Annotated in this window: 13 protein-coding genes; 7 read left to right on the top strand and 6 right to left on the bottom strand. The window is 72.7% G+C overall.

Annotated elements, in window-relative coordinates; genetic code table 11:
- Positions 1-69 precede the first annotated feature (69 nt).
- A complete protein-coding gene (gene mshD / locus ACZ68P_RS17945; protein WP_471007089.1) occupies positions 70-996 on the bottom strand; it encodes a mycothiol synthase in 927 nt (308 codons plus the stop codon).
- A gap of 108 nt (positions 997-1,104) precedes the next feature.
- Between mshD and ACZ68P_RS17940 the strand changes: the two genes are divergently transcribed.
- From ACZ68P_RS17940 to ACZ68P_RS17930, 3 genes are all read left to right on the top strand, one after another.
- The gene (locus tag ACZ68P_RS17940) at positions 1,105-2,916 is read left to right on the top strand and encodes a bifunctional metallophosphatase/5'-nucleotidase (protein WP_471007088.1); all 1,812 of its coding nucleotides are present in this window, start codon (positions 1,105-1,107) and stop codon (positions 2,914-2,916) included.
- 135 nt (positions 2,917-3,051) lie between these two features.
- Entirely contained in the window at positions 3,052-6,387 is a 3,336-nt protein-coding gene (locus ACZ68P_RS17935; RefSeq protein ID WP_471007086.1) for a FlgD immunoglobulin-like domain containing protein, read from the top strand.
- 94 nt (positions 6,388-6,481) lie between these two features.
- Positions 6,482-7,348, top strand: coding sequence for a phosphatidylinositol-specific phospholipase C (locus tag ACZ68P_RS17930; protein ID WP_471007084.1), 867 nt, complete (start codon positions 6,482-6,484; stop codon positions 7,346-7,348).
- Here ACZ68P_RS17930 and ACZ68P_RS17925 read toward each other — a convergent pair.
- From ACZ68P_RS17925 to ACZ68P_RS17905, 5 genes are all read right to left on the bottom strand, one after another.
- Positions 7,313-8,743 (bottom strand): HAMP domain-containing sensor histidine kinase, encoded by a 1,431-nt coding sequence (locus ACZ68P_RS17925; RefSeq protein ID WP_471007082.1) that lies wholly within the window; start codon positions 8,741-8,743, stop codon positions 7,313-7,315. The two genes, ACZ68P_RS17930 and ACZ68P_RS17925, sit on opposite strands and share 36 nt — an antisense overlap.
- Entirely contained in the window at positions 8,740-9,471 is a 732-nt protein-coding gene (locus ACZ68P_RS17920; protein ID WP_471007081.1) for a response regulator transcription factor, read from the bottom strand. Before ACZ68P_RS17920 ends, ACZ68P_RS17925 begins: the two co-directional genes overlap by 4 nt.
- A 35-nt stretch (positions 9,472-9,506) precedes the next feature.
- Entirely contained in the window at positions 9,507-10,592 is a 1,086-nt protein-coding gene (locus ACZ68P_RS17915) for a S1C family serine protease (RefSeq protein ID WP_471007080.1), read from the bottom strand.
- Positions 10,593-10,869: 277 nt separating this feature from the next.
- Positions 10,870-11,892 (bottom strand): LacI family DNA-binding transcriptional regulator, encoded by a 1,023-nt coding sequence (locus ACZ68P_RS17910; protein ID WP_471007077.1) that lies wholly within the window; start codon positions 11,890-11,892, stop codon positions 10,870-10,872.
- A 24-nt stretch (positions 11,893-11,916) separates the two neighbouring features.
- The gene (locus ACZ68P_RS17905; protein WP_471007075.1) at positions 11,917-12,717 is read right to left on the bottom strand and encodes a response regulator transcription factor; all 801 of its coding nucleotides are present in this window, start codon (positions 12,715-12,717) and stop codon (positions 11,917-11,919) included.
- 266 nt (positions 12,718-12,983) lie between these two features.
- On the opposite strand from ACZ68P_RS17905, the gene ACZ68P_RS17900 reads away from it, so the two are divergent.
- The 4 genes from ACZ68P_RS17900 (at position 12,984) to ACZ68P_RS17885 (ending at position 16,357) form a co-directional block, all read left to right on the top strand.
- Positions 12,984-13,925, top strand: coding sequence for an alpha/beta hydrolase (locus tag ACZ68P_RS17900; protein WP_471007072.1), 942 nt, complete (start codon positions 12,984-12,986; stop codon positions 13,923-13,925).
- A gap of 45 nt (positions 13,926-13,970) precedes the next feature.
- A complete protein-coding gene (locus ACZ68P_RS17895; protein ID WP_471007070.1) occupies positions 13,971-14,225 on the top strand; it encodes a MoaD/ThiS family protein in 255 nt (84 codons plus the stop codon).
- A 10-nt stretch (positions 14,226-14,235) separates the two neighbouring features.
- A complete protein-coding gene (locus ACZ68P_RS17890) occupies positions 14,236-15,576 on the top strand; it encodes a hypothetical protein (RefSeq protein ID WP_471007069.1) in 1,341 nt (446 codons plus the stop codon).
- Between the two features lie 91 nt (positions 15,577-15,667).
- Entirely contained in the window at positions 15,668-16,357 is a 690-nt protein-coding gene (locus ACZ68P_RS17885; protein ID WP_471007067.1) for an LmeA family phospholipid-binding protein, read from the top strand.
- Positions 16,358-16,747: the final 390 nt, after the last annotated feature.

The following is a 16,747-nucleotide window of genomic DNA, read 5'->3' as shown; positions in this document are numbered from 1 at the left end:
CAGGGAGCGGTACCGGCCGCATACCGGTCGCGGTGTCAACCGCCCCCCGCTTCGCGGCGCTTGCGCGGGTCAGGACTCCGTGCGGTACATCAGGTCCACCTCGTGGGTGACGAAGCCGATCCGCTCGTACACCGACACCGCCGCCGTGTTGTCGGCGTCCACGTACAGCATCGCCGTCGGCAGCGTCTGCGCCGCGAGGTGCCGCAGGCCGATCGCCGTGAGGGCCTTGCCGAGCCCGCCGCCCTGGGCGTCCGGCAGGATGCCGATCACGTACACCTCGCCGAGCTGCTCCTCGGCGTGCACCTTCGTCCAGTGGAAGCCGATCAGGCGCCCCTCCTTCTCCGCGAGGAAGAAGCCCTTCGGGTCGAACCACGGCTCGGCCGTCCGGTCGTCCAGGTCCCGCTGGGTGAGGGATCCCTGCTCGGGGTGGTGGGCGAAGGCCGCCGCGTTGACGGCCAGCCAGGCCGCGTCGTCCTGGCCGGGGACGAACGTGCGGACGGTGACGCCCTCGGGCAGTACCGGCTCGGGGATGTCGAGCGGCACCAAGGGCCGGCGCAGCTGGCGCAGTTCCCGGAACAGGGTCAGGCCGAGCACCTGGGCCAGGTGCCGGGCGGCCGACTTCCCGCCGTGCGCCCAGACCCGCAGCCGCTTCCCGGAGGCGGCCAGCAGCGCCGTGCCGAGCGCCCGGCCGTGCCCCCGGCCGCGGTGCGAGGGGTGCACGACCAGTTCGGCGGCCGGGGCCTCCACCGGGTCGGTGTCCTCCAGCTGGGCGTAGCCGTAGAGGTGGGGGCCGACCGTGAGGAGGAAGTGCCGTACGCCCTCACGGCTGCCGCGACGCAGGTACAGCCGCCCCTGTTCGGACACCGCGTGCATGCCGTCCGAGCGCTCGGCGGCTTCCAGCAGGGCGAACACGTCCTGGACCTGCTCGGGCGAGAGCTCGTCGAGGGTATGGATCTGCCGGCCGGGTTCGAGGGCCGGCGCCACGTCAGAAGTCATGGGTACGAGCCTACGAGCAACTCACTTGTAACCCGCTACCCCCTGTTGCGCTACGCGCGTTGACTCTAGGCTGCGGCGCGGACTGACTCACAGGAAACAAGGGGAGCGATGTCAGCGACACCGAAGAAGAACAGGGCGAGGCGGCGGATCCTCGCCGCCGGTGCGGGACTTGCCACCGTCGGCGCCCTCGTGGCCGCGATGCCGGCCGGCGCGGCCCAGGACCGGGGCCAGACATATGGTCACGGATGGGGCCGGACCGTCGACGTCCAGCTGCTCTCCTTCAACGACCTGCACGGCAACCTCGAGCCGCCGACCGGTTCCTCCGGACAGGTCACCCGTCTGCACGAGGACGGCACCACGGAGAAGATCGACGCGGGCGGTGTCGAGTACCTGGCCACGCACCTGCGCGGGGCGCGTGAGGGGAATCGTTACTCCGTCACGGCCGCGGCCGGTGACCTGATCGGCGCGTCGCCGCTGCTGTCCGGGCTCTTCCACGACGAGCCGACCATCGAGGCGCTGAACAAGCTGGACCTCGACGTCACCTCGGTCGGCAACCACGAGTTCGACGAGGGTGCGCGCGAGCTGGCCCGTATGCAGGACGGCGGCTGCCACCCCACCGCCGGCTGCGCGGTTCCCGGCGAGAAGTTCCAGGGCGCCGACTTCCCGTACCTCGCCGCCAACGTGACGAAGGAGACGACCGGCAAGCCGCTGCTCGACCCCTACTTCGTCTGGGAGCGCGACGGCGTCAAAATCGGCTTCATCGGCGTGACCCTGGAGGGCACCCCGAACATCGTCACCGCCGAGGGCGTCAAGGGCCTGAAGTTCGGCGACGAGGTCGAGACGATCAACAAGTACGCCAAGATCCTGGAGCGCAAGGGCGTCAAGTCCATCGTCGCCCTGGTCCACGAGGGCGGCGCGCCGGCCTCCACCGCGTACAACTACGACTGCGACAGCCCCGGCCCGGGCGACGGCATCTCCGGTCCGATCACCGAGATCGCCAAGAACGTCACCCCGCAGGTCGACGCGCTGGTCACCGGCCACACGCACCAGGCGTACGTGTGCACCGTCCCCGACCCGGCCGGCAAGCCGCGCCTGGTCACGTCGGCGTCCTCGTACGGCAAGCTCTACACGGACACCACGCTCACCTACGACCGCCGTACCAAGGACATCGTCCGTACGTCGGTGGAGTCGGCCAACCACGTCGTCACCCGTGACGTGCCCAAGGCCCAGGACATGAGCGACCTGATCGGCCGCTGGAACGCGCTGGCCGCCCCGATCGCGAACCGCCCGCAGGGCTGGATCGCCGCGGACATCAACGGCCGCGGTTCGACGGCGTACGAGAAGCCGCTCGGCGACCTGATCGCCGACGCCCAGCTCGAAGGTCTCGCCGCGCCGGACAAGGGGGGCGCGCAGCTGGCCCTGATGAACCCGGGCGGCATCCGCGCGGACCTGGTCCACAAGGCGTCCGGCGCCGAGGGCGACGGGGTGGTGACGTACGGGGAGGCCTTCACCGTGCAGCCGTTCACCAACATGATGAACGTGGTCGACCTCTCCGGCGCGAACCTGCTCGCCGCGCTGAAGCAGCAGGTCAGCGGCGCGAACGCGACCTCGGTCAAGATCCTTCAGGTCTCCAGGGGCCTGACCTACACGCTGGACATGACCAAGAGCGGCGCCGACCGTGTCGTGGACGGCTCGGTCAAGCTGAACGGTGAGCCGATCGACCCGGCGAAGACCTACCGGGTCGCGATGAACGAGTTCCTCGCGGGCGGCGGCGACGGCTTCCCGGCGCTGGCGGCGGGCACGAACAAGCTGGTCGGCGCGTCGGACCTGGACCTCTTCAACGCGTACCTGGCGGCGCACTCGACGGCCTCGGCGCCGCTGCCGGTGCCGGCGGCGGACCGGATCACGGTCGTCAAGTAGAAGACGGGGGGAGGGGCGGCGTCCGTTTCGACGGGCGCCGCCCCTCCTTCCATTTGAACGGGTTCGAACTGCTGGTAGCCTCAAGCCACTTGTGGCAGGTGAGGAACCTGCGCAGGTTCCTGGGGAGGGACCTTCTTGCACGCCATCTCGAAACACCGCCGTGGCCGCGCCACGGCGGCCGCCGTCGCGACGGCGGCGGCACTCATCTCGCTCGTCCCGCTGGGGACGGGAACGGCGGCGGCCGAGCCGGCGGGCACCGCTTCCGGGTCGGTCACCGTCCCCGCCGAGTTCTCGGTGGATCCCGACGCGGCGAAGCTGCCCCTGGCCGGGGCGACCGGGTTCCTCCAGGGCGCGTCCGGCGGCGGCCAGACCTGGATCTCGTACGCGGACGGCGCTCGCGTCCCCTTGCCGGACACGGTTTCGACGCGCTTCGGCACCGGCTCGGACGTGATCGCCGAGGTCTTCGGCGCGTCCATCGGCCTGCGTGATCCGGTCTCTGGGGCGGTCACCCACCTCACTGTTCCTGTCGGGCAGCAGTTCAGGACCGTGCTGGGTACGTCCGTCGTCACGTTCGAGCCGAACGCCCCGCGCAGGTGGCACCTGCTCACCCAGGAGGCGGACAAGGTCACCGACCGGACGCTGGAACTGCCGGCGGGGGCCGTCGAGGTGCGGCTCGGCAACTTCCGGAGCTCGTACGGCTTCATGCTCGCGTACAAGCTCGACGGGGTCGCCGAAAGCATCTGGGTGGACGCGACCATGACGCCCCGTCCGCTCCGCTTCGGCACGACCGGGGTCGTGACGCGCATCGCGGGCGCCCAGATGTTCCGCGGCCCTGTCGCGGGCCGCATGCAGGTCTGGGACCTGGCGGGAGACTTCTCCGCGCCGTCGGCCGCGCTCGACTGGGCCGACGGCGTCCCGGTCGCCCTGCTGGGCGGCCACGTCCTGGCACGTGTTCCCGGCGAGGCGGGAACGGAGCGTCTGGTCGCCCGGCCGCTCGACGGCGGCCCGGACCGGGTCGTCCTGGACCATGTCGTCGGTGACGTAGCGGTGGGCCCCGGCGGCCGTGTCGTCGCCACGAGCACCGGGGGCGGGAGCGGGCACACGTACCACTCGGTGAGCGTCCCCGAGTCCGGCGGGGCCCCCGTGGCCACACGGGTGGCGGAAGCGCCCCTCGCCCGTACCCGCGTCAAGCAGGTCGCCGTCGCCCAAGGCGTCATGCACACGCTCGACCAGGTCCCCTGGGACCGGGCCCGGGTGCGTGCGGTCGAGCTCGGCGTCGGCTCGGAGCCGTCGGCCGGTCCGCGGGTCGACCGGGGATCGGACAACGCGCTCCACCACGGAGCGTGCCGGGTCAGCGGCGACTGCGAGAACGCCGTCCCCACGGGCGACGGGCGGCTGGTGTTCCGGGAGGCGGGCTACGGCTCCGGGATGTACGTGCTCCAGCCGGGCGGGACACTGCCGGCGACCCGGGTGGCCGGCGTCGACGACGTCCGTGGGGACATCGGCGCCTCGGGCCGGCACGTCCTCCACGGCTCCACCGACGAGTGGCGGGTGGTCGACCTGGACACCGGCGCGATCGTGTACCGCCGCGTGCACGACGGCCGGGGTGCCTCGCTGGTCGGCGGAGCGCTCTGGTTCCCGGCCGGCGGCGGCACCGTGAGCGCCGTGGACGTGCGGTCCGGGACCGTGACGCGTACGGCGAAGGTCGCGGACTGCGAGGTCAAGGGCGTCGAGGTGTGGAGCACCTTCGCCCACTGGCGGTGCGACACCACCTCCGGTGTCCGCGATCTGGCCACCGGGGCGAACATCGCCGTGCCCGGCACCCACGCGCGGCTGGGCGACGGATACGCCGTCAGCCGGAGGGACGACGACCTGCTGGTCACTCCGCTCAAGGGGTCGGCACCGACCCGGGTCCTCGCCACCGGCGTGGACCACCGCTGGACAGTGGACCGTTTCGGCGGGCACGTCTCGTACGCCGACGACCAGGACCGCGTGCACGTCGTCCCGGCCGGTGTGCCCGCCTCGGCGCTCTCCGTCCTCGACTCCGTGCGCCCGGCCGAGGTCATCGACCGCAAGGCCGTGGCTCCGCAGGCGTGGTCCGGGAAGTGGTGGCTGTCGAAGCCCGCCGCGTCCTGGCGGGCCGAGTTCAGGAACAAGGCCGGCGAGGTCGTCCGCACCCTGGCGGGCGGCGAGACGCGCGGGCGGATCGACGCGGTGTGGGACGGGAAGGCGGCGGACGGCGGGACGCTCGCGGACGGCCTGTACAGCTGGACGCTGACGGTGGTCCCGGCCGACGGCGTCGGGCCCGCGCTCACCCTGACCGGCGACGTCGCGCTGACGCGCGCGCGGTCGCTCGCCTCCGGGACGTACCGGCCCGTGACGCCCACGCGGGTGATGGACACGCGGGGCGGTCTGGGCGCGCCGAAGGCCAAGGTCGGCCCCGGGGGCACTGTGACGCTCCAGGTCGGCGGCCGGGGCGGGGTCCCCGCGAGCGGTGTGTCGGCCGTGGTGATGAACGTGACGGCGACGAACGCGACCTCCTCCACCTTCGTGTCGGTGTACCCGGCCGGGACGGTGCGGACGAGCGCGTCGAACCTGAACGTGACGGCGGGGCGGAACGTGTCCAACCTGGTCACCGTTCCGGTGGTGGACGGAAAGGCGACGTTCTACAACCGCGCGGGCTCGGTCGACCTGCTCGCCGATGTCGCCGGCTACTACTCGCTCGCCGGTGACGGGTCCCGGTTCGCGCCGGTGAAGCCGGCCCGGCTCCTGGACACCCGCGGCGGTCTCGGCGCGCCGAAGGCCAAGGTCGGCGCCGGCCGTACGGTGAACGTGCAGGTGACCGGCCGGGGCGGGGTGCCCGTGAGCGGTGTGTCGGCCGTGGTGATGAACGTGACGGCGACGAACCCGACGGCGTCGAGCTTCGTGTCGGCGTACCCGGACGGGACGACCCGCACCAGCGCGTCGAACCTGAACGTGGTCGCGGGGCAGACGGTCGCCAACCTCGTGGTCGTGCCGGTCGTGAACGGCAGGGTGAGCCTCTACAACCACGCGGGCTCGGTCGATCTGATCGCCGACGTCTCGGGCTACTTCACGACGGGGGGCGACGGTTCGCTGTTCGAGCCGCTGCCGCCGAAGCGGGTGATGGACACCCGGGAGAACTGGATGGCGCTGAAGCTGGCGCCCCGGAGCACGACGGTCCTGGAGATCGCCGGACTCGGCGGCGTGCCCGCCGAGGGTGTGTCGGCGGTCGTGCTGAACCTGACGGCGACGAACGCGACGGCTCCGACGTTCCTGACGGTGTACCCGCCGTCGGGGACGGTTCCCGACGCGTCGCACGTGAACGTGGGCCCCGGTCAGACGGTGCCGAACCTGGTGGTCGTCCCCGTGGTGAACGGGCAGATCTACATCGAGAACCACGCGGGGTCGGTCGACGCCATCGTCGACGTCTTCGGCTACTACGCCGACTGACGTCGGAGCCCACGCGGAGAGGAGGCAGCCCGTTTCGACGGGCCGCCTCCTCTCTCTGGTGCTGCTTGACGCGTACCCGTCATACTCCCGTGCCATGGACCGACGAAGCTTTCTCGCGGGAGCCGCGGCGACCACCGCCACCGTCCTCATCGGAACCCCGCCCGCACGGGCCCGCACCCGGGGCCTCGGGACACAGGACTGGATGGCCGGCCACGGCGACCCCACCCCGCTCCAGAAGCTCACCATCCCCGGCACCCACGACTCCGGAGCCCGGTTCGGCGGCCTCTGGGCCGCCTGCCAGAACACCACCATCGCCCAGCAGCTGGACAGCGGCATCCGCTTCCTGGACATCCGCTGCCGGGTCACCGGAGGCTCCTTCGCCATCCACCACGGCGCCGCCTACCAGAACATGATGTTCGGCGACGTCCTCGTCGCATGCGCCGCCTTCCTCGCCGCCCACCCCTCCGAGACCGTCCTCATGCGCGTCAGACAGGAGTACTCCACGGACTCCGACACCGTCTTCCGGCAGATCTTCGACGACTACCTCGACGTGCGCGGCTGGCGCTCCCTCTTCCGCATCGGCGACGGCCTGCCCGCCCTCGGCGAGGCCCGCGGCAAGGTCGTCCTGCTCGCCGACAACGCCGGACTGCCCGGCGTCCGCTACGGCGACGGCGCGCTCTTCGACATCCAGGACGCCTACATGACCGAGCCCGGAGCCAAGTACCCCCTGATCGAGTCCCACCTGCGCAAGGCCGCCGCACAGCCCGGAAAGCTCTACGTCAACTACGTCTCCACCTCGGCCTACCTCCCGCCGCGCTGGAACTCCGACCGGCTCAACCCCCGGGTCCACACCTTCCTCGACGGCGCGGAGGCCGCCGGCTGGAAGGGGCTCGGCATCGTCCCCCTGGACTTCCCCGCCACGCGCTCAGGACTCGTCGAGTCCCTCATCCGCCACAACTGACCCGTCCGGCGGAGGAGTCGGCGCCCCCGGCAGGCGGATCACCGCCGCCGTGCCGCCGCCCTCCGCCGGCGTCAGCGCCACCGTGCCGCCCGCCTGCTGGACCGTACGGGCCACGATCGAGAGCCCCAGGCCCGAACCGGGCAGGCTCCGGGCCGACGGCGAACGCCAGAAGCGTTCGAAGACATGGGGCAGCTCCTCGGGCGGAATCCCCGGACCGTGGTCCCGGACCGTCAGCTCGCCCCGCATCAAGGTCACCTCCACCTCGCCCCGCGGCGGCGAGAACTTCACCGCGTTGTCCAGCACGTTCACCAGGGCGCGCTCGAGCCCCGCCGGCTCTGCCCGTACGTACCAGGGCGCCAGGTCGGTACGGAAGGCCAGCTCCGGCCCCCGCAGCCGTGCCCGGTCGAGCGCCGAGCGCAAGATGCCGTGCAGCGGCACCACCCCCAGCGGCCCCCGCTCGACCGCGTCCGGACGGGCCAGTTCCTGGAGGTCGCCGATCAGCGCGGCCAGCTCCGTCATCTGCGCCTTCACCGAGGCCATCAGCGCCACCCGGTCCGCGGGCGGCAGCGCGCGGCCCGTCTGCTCGCTGCGGGCGAGGAGTTCGACATTGGTCCGCAGCGAGGTCAGCGGGGTCCGCAGCTCGTGGCCGGCGTCCGCGATCAGCTGCGCCTGCCGGTCGCGCGAGCTGGCGAGCGCCGCCGTCATCGCGTTGAAGGAGCGCGACAGCCGCGCGACCTCGTCCTCGCCCTCGACGGGGATACGGACCGTCAGGTCCTCCGTCCGCGCCATGTGCTCGACCGTCTCCGTCAGCCGGTCCACCGGCTTCAGACCGGCCCGGGCGACCCACAGCCCGGCCGCCCCCGCGCCCACCACGCCGACCCCGGAGACCAGGAGCAGCACCCAGGCCAGGGTGGACATCGAGTTGTCGATCTCCGACAGGGGCCGGGCGATGCTGACGACGGCCACGTTCTGGAACACCTGCGGATAGGTGTAGACCCGCATCTCCGCGCCGTTCTCGGCCTTCGTCGTGTGCAGGGCGTACGGAGCCTGGCCGCGCGCGACGGCCAGATCGGCCGGCTGGACGGGGATCGGCGAGGAGCCGGACGTGCAGACCTTGCCGTCCGTCAGCACGATCTGCCAGGTGAACGCCGCACCGGCCGCCGGTACGGGCGTCTCCAGGTTTCCCGCGCAGGCCAGCGCCAGACTGGCCACCGCGCGGTCGTTCATCCGGCTGTCGCGCAGCGACGAGTCCAGCTCGGCCTCCAGCTGCGCCCGCGTCACGAACCAGCACGCAGCCGACGCCGCCGCCACCGCGAGCGCCACGGCCACCGCCGTGAGCAGCGCCAGCCGCGACCGCAGCGGCCGCGACCGGAACCACGCGACCGGGTTCCTCACTCCGGGCCCCCGCCGCGCAGCACGTATCCGACGCCCCGCACGGTGTGCACCAGGCGCGGTTCGCCGTCCGCCTCCGTCTTGCGCCGCAGGTACATCACGTACACGTCCAGCGAGTTCGAGCTCGGCTCGAAGTCGAAGCCCCAGACGGCCTTCAGGATCTGCTCCCGGGTCAGCACCTGCCGCGGATGCGCGAGGAACATCTCCAGGAGCGTGAACTCCGTCCGCGTCAGCTCCACCGGCCGGCCGGCCCGCGTCACCTCGCGGGTCGCCAGGTCCATCCGCAGGTCCCCGAAGACCAGGACGTCGCCTACGGGTTCCTCGGCCCCGGCCGCCGTCGCCGCGTACGAGCTGCGGCGCAGCAGGGCCCGGATCCGGGCGAACAGCTCGTCCAGCTCGAAGGGCTTCACCAGATAGTCGTCCGCGCCCGCGTCGAGGCCGGTGACCCGGTCGCCGACCGTGTCGCGGGCCGTCAGCATGAGGATCGGCACGGTGGAGCCGGACGAGCGGATACGGCGGGCCGCCGTCAGGCCGTCCATCCGGGGCATCTGGATGTCGAGGACGACCAGATCGGGGGCGTACGTCCCCACCTTCGCGAGGGCGTCGAACCCGTCGACGGCCTCCTCGGTGCCGTACCCCTCGAAGGCGAGGCTGCGCCGCAGGGCCTCCCGTACGGCGGGCTCGTCGTCGACGATGAGGATGCGGCCGCCTTCATTCACCGGACCTGTCATGACCCCAGCGTCGCACGGCTCGCCCGGGCCCCCGTTCAGTTGCCGCCGCCGGAGCGCAGGCTGTCCAGATCGGCCTTCAGGGTGTTGACCGGGATCGCGAACCCGAGGCCGACGCTTCCGGCCGAGGAGCCGTTCGAGGCGCTGGGGGAGTACATCGCCGAGTTGATGCCGATGATCGCGCCGTTCATGTCGATCAGCGCGCCGCCGGAGTTCCCGGGGTTGAGCGAGGCGTCGGTCTGGATCGCCTTGTACGTCGTCTTCGACGAGCCGGTGTCGCCGTTGAACTGCTGCCCGCCGAACTCGAAGGGCCAGCCCTGCCGGGGGTCGTACTGCGGCTGCTGTCCCTGGCCTTGGCCGTCGTCGCCCTTGGCGACGGTCACGTCGCGGCCGAGAGCCGAGACGATGCCGCTGGTGACCGTGCCGGTCAGGCCCTCGGGCGAGCCGATCGCGACGACCTGGTCGCCGACCTTGACGTCGTCGGAGTCGCCCAGCGTGGCGGCCTTCAGCCCGGACGCGCCCTTCAGCTTGAGGAGTGCCAGGTCCTTGCCGGGGTCCGTGCCGACGACCTCGGCGTCGTAGGTCCTGCCGTCGGACAGCCGCACCGTCATCGCGGTGGCGCCGGAGATGACGTGGTTGTTGGTGACGATCTCGCCGTCGCCGGTGATGATCACGCCGGAGCCGGTGGACTTGCCGGAGGCCGAGGTCGCGGAGATCTCCACGATGGACGGGGAGACGGCCTGGGCGACTCCGGCGACGGTGCCCTTGCTGTCGGCCGAGACGTTCGTGCCGCTGACCGCGGACCCGGCCGTCGGGGCGCCGTCCGCGGTGAGCTGCTGCGTCAGCGTCGCCGCGCCGCCGCCGATCGCGGCCGCTGCGATCGCCACGGCGGCCATCAGGCCGACACTCCGCCTGGCGCGGCGGTGCTGCGGCACCGGAGCCGGGGCGGGCGCGGCCGAGGCGGTGGCCACGGGAGGGGCGGCAGGCGGGGGCACGTGCCCGGCGCCGGGCCAGATCGTCGTTCCCGGCTCGGTCATGACCGGCGCCGCCGGGTCGTACGGCGGGTGCGCGGGCTGCGGCGGGTAGTACGGGTGCTGCTGCGGCTGCTGGGAGTGGTCCGTCATGGGAACGACTCTCGGATCGGGAGATGAGAGGTCTCTGAGGAAGGGCTGAGAAGCCCGACAGAAGCGCGTATGCCCGATATAAAGACAGGCCCGGGAGGGGCGGGTGACGAGGCGGGTTTGGTGGGACCGGTCGCGGGCCGGGTCCCGGCGGGGGCCGGGCCTGGGCGGGGGCCCCGGGTCGGCATGGGCGGTGTGCGGCCGGGAGGGCCTGGTCCGTGCGAGCGGTGCCGGGGGGTTCCGGCCCGTGCCGGGCGTCGCCGGCCGGTGTGCCCGCCGGTCAGCCGCAGCCGCAGGAGCGGCGGACCACCAGCGCCGAGGGGAACTGCTTCACCCGCTCGCGCTTCGACCCCGCCACCCGCAGCGAGTCGTCGAGCACCAGGTCCACCGCCGCCCGGGCCATCGCCGGGCGGTCGGAGTGCACGGTCGTGAGCGGCGGATCGGTGAGCGCCGCCTCCTTCACGTCGTCGAAGCCCGCCACGGCCAGCTCGCCGGGGACGTCGATGCGCAGCTCGCGCGCCGCGCGCAGCACGCCGAACGCCTGGTCGTCGGTGGAGCAGAAGATGGCCGGCGGCCGGTCGGGGCCGCCGAGGATCTTCAGCGCGATCTGGTAGGCGTCGTAGCGGTTGTACGGGGCCTGGAAGAGCCGGCCCTCGATCGAGCGGCCGGCCTCCAGCATCGCGCGGCGCCAGCCCTCCTCGTGGTCCGCGACCGGGTCGCCGACCGCCGGGGTGTTGGGGACGCCGCCGAGGCAGGCCACGTACGGGTGCCCGTGCTCCAGGAGGTGCCGGGTGGCGAGCTGGGCCCCGCCGATGTCGTCCGTGACGACGGCGACGTCGTCGAGCGCCTCGGGCCGCTCGTGCAGCAGTACCACACGCGCGTCCCACGCCTCGATCTCGCTCGCGGCCCGCTCGCTCATGCCCTGGCTGACCAGGATCAGCCCGGAGACCCGCATGCCGAGGAAGGCCCGGAGATAGTGGACCTCACGCTCGTCGCGGTAGTCCGAGTTGCCGACGAGGACCATCTTCCCGCGCTCGGCGGCGGCCTGTTCGACCGCGTGCGCCATCTCCGCGAAGAACGGCTGCCGCGCGTCCGGGACGATCATGCCTATGAGGTCCGTGCGGCGGGACGCCATCGCCTGGGCCACCCGGTCGGGGCGGTAGCCCAGTTCCTTGATGGCGGCGAGGACACGCTCGCGCGTGGCCGGGGCGACCGGCCGGGGTCCGTTGTTGATGACGTAACTCACGACCGCGGTCGAAGTACCCGCCAGTCGAGCTACGTCATCACGCGTCACCTTGGCCACGCGCGGCAGTCTACGCGGGGTGACCTACCCATTGGCAGGGCGTGCTGTGGCATGCGCCACGTCGGCCGGTTCGTCCGTCGGAGTGACGGTGCGGGCGGCGCCCTTGACCCGGGCCTCCTCCTTCACCCGTGCCTCCTCGGCCGCGCGCTCCACCTTCTCCGGCGTCACGAAGCGGTATCCGACGTTCCGGACGGTGCCGATGAGCGATTCGTGCTCGGGCCCGAGCTTCGCCCGCAGCCTCCGGACGTGGACGTCGACGGTACGGGTGCCACCGAAGTAGTCGTACCCCCAGACCTCCTGGAGGAGCTGGGCGCGGGTGAAGACCCGGCCCGGGTGCTGGGCGAGGTACTTCAGGAGCTCGAACTCCTTGAAGGTAAGGTCGAGGACCCGGCCCTTGAGCTTGGCGCTGTACGTCGCCTCGTCCACCGAGAGATCGCCGTTGCGGATCTCCATGGGGGAGTCGTCGGCCACGATCTGCTGGCGGCCCATCGCGAGACGCAGCCGGGCCTCGACCTCGGCCGGACCCGCGGTGTCGAGCAGTACGTCGTCGATGCCCCAGTCGGCGGTGACGGCCGCGAGGCCGCCCTCCGTGACGACGAGGATCAGCGGACAGCCGGGGCCGGTGGAACGGAGCAGCTGACAGAGGCTGCGCACCTGCGGGAGGTCGCGGCGGCCGTCGATCAGGATCACGTCGGCACCGGGGGTGTCGACGAGCGCGGGGCCCTCGGCGGGCGCCACGCGCACGTTGTGCAGCAGCAGGCCGAGTGCGGGAAGCACCTCGGTCGACGGCTGCAGGGCGTTGGTCAGAAGCAACAGTGAGCTCATCGCTTCCCGCCCCCCAGCTCGTCGCTGCGCTCGAGCAGGGGTGACCCCCACCGGGTCGTCGGTCGGTCGTGCTTCGTTCGCTCGCCCATAACGTCGGTTCCTCCTCGGTCCCTGCGAGGACGTTCTGCGGCACATACTCACTGCTGGTCACACGAGGCTCTCGCGCCCTGAGAGCTTTTGTTCACCCGGCCGTAACAACGGCCGGGAAAGACAAAAGGACCCGGGGGCTGCGTCGCCCGGATCCTCTGCCAAGCACAATAGCCCACATGAGTTCCGAGGCAGAGGGCCGATTTCACATGGTGGATGTTTCCTCGATCACGTACGGCCCTCGGCGCGCCACCCTCCTCACGGAGGACGGTGTCCGTATCGAGGCGGTTTACGAACCGTGTACGGCAAGTGTCACCGAAACGAGCGGTACCGCAACGGCTGTCGTCGTGGCCCACGGGTTCACCGGTTCGGTGGACCGGCCCGCCGTCCGGCGGGCCTCCCGGGTCCTCGCCGAGCGGGCGGCGGTCGTCACCTTCTCCTTCCGGGGCCACGGCAGGTCAGGGGGCCGCTCGACCGTCGGCGACCGTGAGGTCCTCGACCTCTCGGCGGCCGTCCGCTGGGCGCGCGCACTCGGCCACACGCGCGTCGTGACCGTCGGCTTCTCCATGGGCGGGTCCGTGGTGCTGCGGCACGCCGCCCTGGAGAAGAAGGACGGCGAGGACGCGCCCGGCGCGGGCGTGCCCATGGACCCGTCCGGCACGGGCGGGCCGAACCACACGTCCGCCGCGGGCGGGTCGAAGGCCGGGGAGCAGTCGGGGAGCGCGCGGAAGCGCGCGGGGGCGTACACCGACGCGGTCGCCGCCGTGAGCGCCCCGGCCCGGTGGTACTACCGCGGGACGCCGTCGATGCGCCGGGTCCACTGGGTGATCACCCGGCGGGCGGGGCGCCTGGTCGGCCGGTACGGTCTCGGCACCCGCATCCACCACCAGGACTGGGACCCCGTCCCGCTGTCCCCCGTGGAGGCTGTCCCCCTGATCGCGCCGACGCCCCTGCTGATCGTGCACGGCGACCGCGACCCGTACTTCCCCGTCGACCACCCGCGGACCCTGGCCGCCGCCGGTCCCGGCGAGCTGTGGCTGGAGCGGGGCATGGGCCACGCCGAGAACGCGGCCGACGACGAGCTGCTCCGCCGTCTGGGGGACTGGCTGACGCGCGCATAGCCCATCATGGGGAGCGGCGCGCACACGAACGAAGGGAGCGCCGCTATGGCAGCGGGAACCATCCGCTACTGGGCCGCGGCCAAGGCCGCCGCCGGAGTCGCCGAGGAGCCGTACACCGCGGAGAACCTGGCGGAGGCCCTCGACGCGGCCCGCGAGAAGCACCCGGGCGAGCTCGTCCGCGTTCTCCAGCGGTGTTCGTTCCTCATCGACGGCGACCCCGTCGGAACCCGCGCGCATGAGACCGTACGGCTTGCCGAGGGCGGCACGGTCGAGGTGCTCCCGCCGTTCGCAGGAGGGTGAACCGCACAGCATGAGCAGCGATCAGCAACATCCGTACGATCCCTCGTACGACCCGTACGCCCCGCAGCAGCAGGCCACCGGGCCGTACGGCGGGCATCCGCACGGCCACGCCCCGCAGGCGTACGACCAGCCGGCCGCCACCGGGGAGCCGTACGGACAGCAGCAGGCATACGGGCAGCAGCCACCCGGACAGCAGGCGTACGGGCACCCACAGCCGGGAGGACAGCAGTCCTACGGGCACCCGCAGTCCGACCAGCAGCTGTACGGGCAGGCCTCCGCGCAGGAGCCCGGCCACCACGCCCACGGCGATCACGCGTACGGCCGGCAGCCGTACGGACAGCAGGACCCCGACGTCACCCAGACGTGGGAGGGCCAGACCTGGGACACCCAGTACCAGCCGACCGTCCGGCCGGAGGCCGCCCCGCCCCCGGCCCCCCGGCCCGCCGCGGACGACACCGCCTATCTGCCCCCGCAGGGCGCGTCCGGCCACGACGCACGGCCCCCGGCGCCGCAGGCGACCCCCGTGCCCCAGAGCCCCGCCCCCTCGGAACGCGCCCCGCACTACTCCACGCCCACCACCGGCGGCAACACCCGCGTCACCGACGCCCAGCGCGCCCGCGCCGAGGGCCGGTCGCCCATCATCGACCCCGGCATCCAGCCCGCCGCGCTCACCGCCGTCCTCGGCGTCCTGCTCGCCGCGGGCGCGGCCGTCGGCCCGTACGCCCTGGTCGTGCCGCTCGTCCTGATCCAGGCCGTCACCGCCGCCGGCTGGTTCCGGCTCAACGGCATGTGGCCCGCCCGCCAGGGCATCGCCCTCGCCTTCCTCGGCGGCCTCACCGCCGACATCGCGCTCCTCGCCACCGGCCGCGAGCACGCCCCCGCCGCGATCATCGGCACCCTCGGCGTGTGGGTGCTCCTCACCCTCGTCCTCCAGCTGCGCAGCCGCGCCGACGCGGACGAGCGGATGTACGGCCTGATGGCGACCGTCGCCTCCGCCGCCCTGACCGTCGTGGCCACCGGACACCTCGGCGCCGCCCCCGACGCCGTGGTCGTCGGCGGGACCGCCGTCGCCGCCGCCGTCCTCGCCCGGGCCCTGCCGCTGCCCGGACCGGTCTCCGTCGTCGTGGCGCTGCTCGCCGCCGCGGGCGCCGGCATCGCGGCGGGGGGCTTCACCGACCTGGGCTCCTCCGGGGCCCTCCTCGGCCTGGGCGCCGGCGTCTGCGCCCTCGTGGGCCTACGGGCCGCCGCCTACGACTACCCCTCCCGCTTCGTCCACATGACGGCCGGTGTCGCCCTGCCGCTGGCCGCCGCCGCACCCGCCGTCTACCTGCTGGGCCGCGCGCTGGCGTGACACCCGTCGCAGCGCCCCCGGGAACCAACCGGCCCCCCGACACGTCGATCAACGTGTCGGGGGGCCGGAGACTTTGGGGGATGCACGGGCCATGCGAGCACTACGCGTATTGCTGATCGTGGCCGTCGTGCTGGGCGGCCTCTTCGTCGGCCTGGACCGGCTCGCCGTCAACTACGCCGAGTCGGAGGCCGCCGACCGGGTGCGGCTCGGGCCCGGCCGGGCCGGCTCCACCGAGGTCGACATCAAGGGCTTCCCCTTCCTGACGCAGCTCATGGACAAGCGCCTCGACGAGGTCGACGTGAAGCTGACCGGCGTCGAGGCGACGGCGGGCAGCCGCAGGATACGGATCGGCGAGATGACCGCCACGCTCCACGACGTGACGGTGAACGGCGACTACTCCGGCGCCCGCGCGGGATCCGCCACCGGCACCGCCCTGATCTCCTACGCCGACCTCACCGCCGCCTCCGACCGCGACGTGACCGTCGCCTACGGCGGCAACGGCAAGGTCAAGGTCACCGGCGGCATCGAGATCCTGGGCCGCACGGTCACCCGCAGCGTGATCTCCACCGTGACCGTGACCGGAGGCGACACGATCCGGGTCCGTGCGGACGAGGTGCCCGGCGAGGGCATCCCCGGAGTCGAGGGCCTGGTCCGCAAGCGCACCGACTTCGACCGCCGGATCGGCGGCCTGCCGGCCGGCATGAAGCTGGAGAAGGTCGAGGCCCGCGAGGACGGCGTGGCCATCGCCGTGACCGGCAAGGACGTGGCCCTCGCGAGCTGACGCCGCACCTCCCGGGGCCCTTGGGCCACATGGTGAGACGGCGCAGTCCGAGTCGTAGATGGAAAGCCCCGGCACCTCCGCGCGGAGGGGTCGGGCGATGCCGTGCGCAGTGATCGCGTCCCACATCTCGGACGATCGTGTCTCAAAATGCGACACGCCGGTGACACGGCCACCCGTCCGTCCCTACGATCGTGGCATGAAGCGACAGGCGGATCTCACGAAGCGGCGGGCAGTAGACCTGTGCCGCGTCGCCGCCATGCTCTGTCGCTCCGTCTGAGCGGAGCCACCGAGCCCCGCGTTCCCCGGGCCCGCCGACCGGCACGGTCGGCGCCGCCCCGTGTAGCCGTACGCACGCCATGCCGCGTACCCGCACCACTTGCGCCACACCGC

The sequence above is a fragment of the Streptomyces sp. NPDC036822 genome, from assembly GCF_055609145.1.
Note: the sequence above shows the minus strand (reverse complement) of the source record. Positions and strands in the feature narration are given on the sequence as shown.

Bases quoted from the DNA above. Each gene is read 5' to 3' on its own strand.
- mshD (WP_471007089.1), bottom strand. From the start codon at position 996: ATGACTTCTGACGTGGCGCCGGCCCTCGAACCCGGCCGGCAGATCCAT.
- ACZ68P_RS17940 (WP_471007088.1), top strand. From the start codon at position 1,105: ATGTCAGCGACACCGAAGAAGAACAGGGCGAGGCGGCGGATCCTCGCC.
- ACZ68P_RS17930 (WP_471007084.1), top strand. From the start codon at position 6,482: ATGGACCGACGAAGCTTTCTCGCGGGAGCCGCGGCGACCACCGCCACC.
- ACZ68P_RS17920 (WP_471007081.1), bottom strand. From the start codon at position 9,471: ATGACAGGTCCGGTGAATGAAGGCGGCCGCATCCTCATCGTCGACGAC.
- ACZ68P_RS17915 (WP_471007080.1), bottom strand. From the start codon at position 10,592: ATGACGGACCACTCCCAGCAGCCGCAGCAGCACCCGTACTACCCGCCG.
- ACZ68P_RS17905 (WP_471007075.1), bottom strand. From the start codon at position 12,717: ATGAGCTCACTGTTGCTTCTGACCAACGCCCTGCAGCCGTCGACCGAG.
- ACZ68P_RS17900 (WP_471007072.1), top strand. From the start codon at position 12,984: ATGAGTTCCGAGGCAGAGGGCCGATTTCACATGGTGGATGTTTCCTCG.
- ACZ68P_RS17895 (WP_471007070.1), top strand. From the start codon at position 13,971: ATGGCAGCGGGAACCATCCGCTACTGGGCCGCGGCCAAGGCCGCCGCC.
- ACZ68P_RS17890 (WP_471007069.1), top strand. From the start codon at position 14,236: ATGAGCAGCGATCAGCAACATCCGTACGATCCCTCGTACGACCCGTAC.
- ACZ68P_RS17885 (WP_471007067.1), top strand. From the start codon at position 15,668: ATGCGAGCACTACGCGTATTGCTGATCGTGGCCGTCGTGCTGGGCGGC.